1 protein-coding gene is annotated in these 769 nt (G+C 63.7%); it reads right to left on the minus strand.

What is annotated here, in order from left to right:
• The coding region (locus tag NL1_RS35990; protein ID WP_156095226.1) for an acyltransferase domain-containing protein at positions 1-769 on the minus strand (769 nt) is incomplete at both ends.

Below are 769 nucleotides of genomic sequence, written 5' to 3' on the forward strand. Positions count from 1 at the left end.
GCCCGGATTCCGTCGGCGAAGCGGACCGTTTCGCGGACATGCCGGACCCAGTACTGGGGCGACACCAACTCCGAACCAGCCAACCCACCAGTCACATTCGACACCACCGCAATCGCAGGCTCATGGAACTCGAGACCCCCCACCACCTCAGCGAACTCCGCCAACATCGGCTCCATCAACGCCGAGTGAAACGCATGCGACACCCGCAACCAACTCACCCGGCGCCCCATGCCCTGCAACTGACCCGCAATCGCGGACACCGCATCCCGAACACCGGACAAGACAACCGAACCCGGACCGTTCACCGCCGCAACAGCCACCCCATCGGCCAACAGCGCACGCACTTCCTCCTCCGACGCCGCCACCGCGCACATCACCCCACCCGACGGCAACCCCTCCATCAACCGACCACGCGCCACCACCAACACCACCGCATCCCCCAACGACAACACACCAGCCACATGCGCAGCCGCCACCTCACCCACCGAATGCCCAACCACAAAATCCGGCCGAATCCCCCACGACTCCAACAACCGGAACACCGCCACCTCAACCGCAAACAAACCCGCCTGCGCAAATACCGTCCGACTCAGCAGGTCTTCGTCAGATCCCCAAACAATCTCGGTCAACGAACACCCCAACTGTTCATCCAACCGACCGACAACCTCATCGAACGCCCCGGCAAACACCGGAAACGCCGCATACAGACCCCGGCCCATACCCAACCACTGCGCACCCTGCCCCGGAAACACCAACGCCGTCTTCCCCG

The organism is Nocardia lijiangensis NBRC 108240 (assembly GCF_001613045.1).
GTDB classification, from domain to species: domain Bacteria; phylum Actinomycetota; class Actinomycetes; order Mycobacteriales; family Mycobacteriaceae; genus Nocardia; species Nocardia lijiangensis.